This is a genomic window from Prevotella sp. AM23-5 (assembly GCF_003473645.1).
GTDB lineage: Bacteria > Bacteroidota > Bacteroidia > Bacteroidales > Bacteroidaceae > Prevotella > Prevotella copri_A.
In genome coordinates, this window is the sequence record NZ_QUCG01000088.1 from 5,785 (window position 1) to 10,661 (window position 4,877).

Below are 4,877 nucleotides of genomic sequence, written 5' to 3' on the forward strand. Positions count from 1 at the left end.
TAGGAGTTCGGGATAGTATTTCATCTGTTCATAGGCGAGTTTCATGCAGTAGCAACGGATGGCGTAGGGCTGTGAACAGGCTGTAATCTTGGCAATGCAGAAATCGATGAAATCGGAACGGAGTGATTCTTCTTCGAAAGGCTGACGGAGAAGGAGATGGAGCATCAGGCGGCGCTTGGTCTCATTTTTCTCTACGAGAACCCTATCTATCAGTTCATCATGCTTCTGAAAGAGCCACGGGTTGTTGGCTTTATCAAAATGGCTTAAAGCCCAAAGTGCATTGAACGATACGCGGTCGTTTTCATCGAAGGTGAGTTGGTAAAGCTCTTCCTTTAAACAATTATTCTCTTTGCCTTGCGTCTGAAGGCAAAGAGAATAAATATCATTTACACTTAATCTGTTTAGGAGTTGATTTCTCATCATTTCAGCTCTTATAACTTCTTATTCTGTTCTCATAACATCATAAGATGCTCTATTTCCTAAAGTACTTTCCAATTACTGGCAGACTCTTCAATGGGAAATCCTTCTTCACGAGATAAGCGGCGAAGATGAGGATGAGTACCGTGTTGATGAGGCAGGCGATTCCACTGGAGAAGTATTTGTTTGCCTCGGTCATTCCTGCGAAGAGGATGAGGGAGAGAACCACATAAATCATAATCTCTTTCACCGGATAGTTGATAGGATACTTCTTCTGCCCCACGAAGTAGGAGAGAATCATGGCCGTTCCATATCCTGCGAAACCGGCCCAGGCACAGGCGATGTAACCATAGATAGGTACGAAGATAACGTTGATGGCAATCAATACCGCACAACCGATGCCCGAGAAGTAAGCACCCCAGATGGTCTTGTCGATGAGCTTGTACCAGAAACTGAGGTTGAAATATACTCCCATCATGATTTCGGCAGCCATTACGATAGGCACTACCTTCAATCCATCCCAGTAGTCGCGACCGATGATGTGGCGCAATACATCCAGATAGCCTACCACTACGAGGAAGGCAAGCAGGGTGAAGATGACGAAATATTTCATCGCCGAAGCGTAAGTCTGTCGGTTGTCCTTATCCTTCGCCTTGCCGAAAACGAATGGCTCGTAAGCATAGCGGAAAGCCTGGGTTATCATCGCCATGATCATCGCAATCTTGCTGGCTGCTCCATAGATTCCGAGCTGCGCATGAGCATCGCCCTTCTCATAGATGTAAGGGAAGAGAATCTTATCGGCTGTCTGGTTCAGAATACCGGCAATACCGAGCACAAGGATAGGCCAACTGTAGCCCAGCATCTTCTTGATGAGCACCTTGGTCTCAGCCCAAGAGGCGTAAGGACCAGAAAAACCTTCCTTCAATTCCTTATAGAAGAAGATAGTCATGGTAGAGGTGCAGATGATGTTGATGTAAAAAGCATATTCCACATCACTTCCACCCATGAAGCCGAAGTAAGCGATGTTCATCGCCATATTGCCGATGATGAAGAGCATCTTCAAGGCTGCAAACTTCAATGGGCGCTTCTGGTATCTCAGATAGGCAAATGGTATGCACTGGAAGGCATCGATAGCCACGGTGACAAACATGGTCCAGACGTATGCCGGATGGTCGGCATATCCCATGGCACTGCTCAATGGATGCAAGAAGATGAATACCAAGGCCACGAAGAGCAAGGAGGTGCAGCCCACCATGCTCAAGACTGTGGTATATACTTTGTGAGCATCTTCTCCCTCCTTGTTGACAAAGCGGAAGAAGGTGGTCTCCATACCGTAAGTCAGGATGACGAGAATCAAAGCCGTATAGGCATACATGTTGGTGATGACACCATAACCACCACTGGCTGCACTGATGGAAGCCGTGTAGAGTGGCACAAGCAGATAGTTGAGGAATCTGCCGATGATACTGCTCAAACCATAGATGGCGGTATCTTTTGCGAGTGATTTTAAACTTGCCATTATTTTTGATGTTAATTATCCGAAGAATAAATATGCTATAGTGATTGCTGCGATGACTCCTGCCAAATCGGCGAGCAAGCCGCAAGCTACGGCGTGGCGGGTATTCCTGATGCTTATGCTTCCGAAATATACAGCCAATATATAGAAGGTGGTGTCGGTGGAACCCTGGAAGATGCAGCTCAATCTGCCCACAAACGAATCAGGACCATAGTTCTTCATCGCCTCCAGCATCATGCCTCGTGCACCACTTCCCGACAGTGGTTTCATGATGGCGGTAGGCAGGGCGCCTACGAAATCGGCATTCAAGCCGCATTGTTCTACTGACCACGAAATGCCTTGAATCACCATATCCATCGCTCCCGAAGCACGGAACACGCCGATGCCCACAAGGATAGCTACGAGATAAGGAATAATCTTCACCGCAGTAGTAAAGCCTTCCTTCGCTCCCTCGATAAATGCATCATAAACATTCACTTTCTTCCAGAAACCAGCCAGGATGAAGCAGAGGATGATGCCCAGGAGAATCATATTCGAAGCCAGGGTAGTAACTGTATTCATCGTATCCTTGTCCATCTGTCCGAATCCCCAGATGATGATGCCTACGAAGGCGCACATTCCCAACAGAGTAGCGAGCAATACCGGCTGCAGGATATTGATGCGCTGCCAGAGCGAAGTGATGATGATTCCGGCAAGCGTAGCCACGAGCGTAGCCATCAGGATAGGGATGAATACATCCGTAGGCTGGGCTGCACCATAGGAGGCACGGAAGGCGAGGATGGTGGTAGGGATGATGGTGAGTCCTGAGGTATTCAGAACCAGGAACATAATCATCGGGTTCGTTGCCGTATCCTTCTTCGTGTTGAGCTCCTGCATCTGCTGCATCGCCTTCAATCCTGTAGGTGTCGCAGCATTATCGAGTCCCAGCATGTTCGAAGCGATATTCATGAAGATGCTTCCCATCACCGGATGGTTCTTCGGAATGTCCGGGAAGAGACGGGTGAAGACCGGGCTGAGTGCTCGGGCCAACACATTCACTACTCCCGCCTTCTCTCCAATCTTCATGATGCCAAGCCAGAGAGCGAGCACGCCCGTCAGTCCGAGAGAAATCTCGAAGGCATTCTTGGATGAGTCGAAGGTGGAATCTACAATCTTCTGGAAGATAGTCGTATCTCCCATTGCCAATCCGATGAGTGCGAAGATGAACGCAATCACGAAAAATGCTATCCAAATGTAATTTAAAACCATATTGTTTCATCTTGCGGTTTTATCAACCGCTTTTATTGTGATAATGTTCTTGTCTTTGAAAAATATAATACCTGATAATCGGGTGCAAAAGTACAATAAAAATTTCGCATAGCGCAGTTAAATGCAGAAAAATCATCCCTCTCTGAGGGATTTTTCTGCATTTCTATCTTTCTCTTCTCACAAATCGTTTGAGCAGGAAGGTGAGGAAGTAGGGGAAGGTGTAAAACTTGCCATTGAAACCGATGTTCTTATTGCAGAGTTTGATGCCGTATTTGATGTCGGGATATTTGCCGTCTTGTGCTGTTAGCTTGGCGAGCGACCTGGTGGCATTATCCGTGGCTTTTACTTCAACAGGGATGAGCGACTGGGCGTCACGAATGAAGAAATCCATTTCTAGGGTAGATTTCTCGTTGCGATAGAAGTAAAGATTATAGCCTTGCTTTACCAGCATATCGCCAACGATGTTTTCGTAGATGGCGCCCTTGTAGGTACCATAGTTCTTGTTCACTCTGATGTCTTCTTGCGATTCCTCATCTAGCGAAGCAACCAGCAAGCCCGTGTCCTTATAATAGAGTTTGTATGATTTCGGATCGTAGTTGCCTTTCAGAGGTAAGGATACTTGAGCGAGACAATAGCAGACGTTGATGATACCTGCATCACGAAGCCATTCGATGGTGCCTACGTATTCTCTGTTTCTAGCTCCATGGGCAATCTTGCTTATCTGGAATTTCTTGTTGTCTTGTCCCAGGAAGACAGAAATATGATCGTACACGTTCTTGATTTTTCCTTTGTCGAGCCCTTGTGCATATTTCGTAATGTCTTCCTCATAGTCAAGAAGGAGCTGGTGCTGCATCTTGAGCGTGCCGCTGAAGTTTCCGTTACTCACGAACATATTGACTACGGCAGGCATCCCTCCGATGGTCATGTATTCACGGAATAGCCTCTCCAACACATTCATTTCTATATTAGAAAGTGGTGTGATGGAGGCCATCTTTTCGTAAAGGCGTTCTATAAAGGCAAAATCATAGCCCTTTGCCCATAGGAATTCCTCGAAATCCATTGAGTGCATCGTGTAGTCTTCCTTATATCCTACGCTGTTCGATTCTATCTCGCGATAATTGATACCCATGAGCGAACCGGAGCAGATAACATCGTACCTGCCATCTATCTTGAAGGCTTTCAGACTGGTGGCGCAGGCAGGACAATCCTGCATCTCATCGAAGAAGATGAGAGTGTTACCTGCTTCTATCTTGAGAGAAGGATTGATGAGGGTGAGGTTCTGGATGATGCTATCCACCTCGTAACCTTCTTCGAAGATTGCCTTGTATTTTTGTTGCAATACGAAGTTGATGGCAACCACATTTTGATAGTTGTCATGGGCGAATTGTAGGATGGAAGCGGTCTTTCCCACTTGTCGTGCTCCCTTCACGATGAGGGGCATTCTCTCCTTATCGCTTTTCCATTCCTTGAGATAATTATCAATCTTTCTGCGCAAAAGCTTCATAATCAATATATTTATAGTTCTTATCCGAGTGCAAAGATACAACTTTATCACAAAATTCCAAAGGAATTCGGACTGAAAATCACAAAATTCCTATTGTTTTAAGGCGTTTTATCACAAAATTCTATGCTTTTATCTCTTCGCTATCACATTATTCCCTATTCGTTATGTCTTATACGTGAAAAAGTTGTCACC

4 protein-coding genes are annotated in these 4,877 nt (G+C 46.0%); all 4 read right to left on the reverse strand.

Going from position 1 to position 4,877, the window contains the following annotated elements; translation table 11 throughout:
* On the reverse strand, positions 1 to 423 hold a 423-nt coding region (locus tag DW657_RS15135; RefSeq protein WP_233547137.1), incomplete at its 3' end, for a hypothetical protein.
* A 49-nt stretch (positions 424 to 472) separates the two neighbouring features.
* Complete coding sequence (locus DW657_RS15140; RefSeq protein WP_118313275.1) at positions 473 to 1,936, reverse strand: lipopolysaccharide biosynthesis protein; 1,464 nt, start codon at positions 1,934 to 1,936, stop codon at positions 473 to 475.
* 15 nt (positions 1,937 to 1,951) lie between these two features.
* Positions 1,952 to 3,181, reverse strand: a complete 1,230-nt coding sequence (locus DW657_RS15145) for a nucleoside recognition domain-containing protein (RefSeq protein ID WP_118313276.1) — start codon at positions 3,179 to 3,181, stop codon at positions 1,952 to 1,954.
* Between the two features lie 163 nt (positions 3,182 to 3,344).
* Positions 3,345 to 4,685: an ATP-binding protein gene (locus DW657_RS15150; protein WP_118313277.1), complete on the reverse strand. Its 1,341-nt coding sequence runs from the start codon at positions 4,683 to 4,685 to the stop codon at positions 3,345 to 3,347.
* Positions 4,686 to 4,877: the final 192 nt, after the last annotated feature.

Excerpts from the sequence above, each read along its gene's own strand:
- DW657_RS15150 (WP_118313277.1), bottom strand. The coding sequence starts at position 4,685 with ATGAAGCTTTTGCGCAGAAAGATTGATAATTATCTCAAGGAATGGAAA.
- DW657_RS15140 (WP_118313275.1), bottom strand. The coding sequence starts at position 1,936 with ATGGCAAGTTTAAAATCACTCGCAAAAGATACCGCCATCTATGGTTTG.
- DW657_RS15145 (WP_118313276.1), bottom strand. The coding sequence starts at position 3,181 with ATGGTTTTAAATTACATTTGGATAGCATTTTTCGTGATTGCGTTCATC.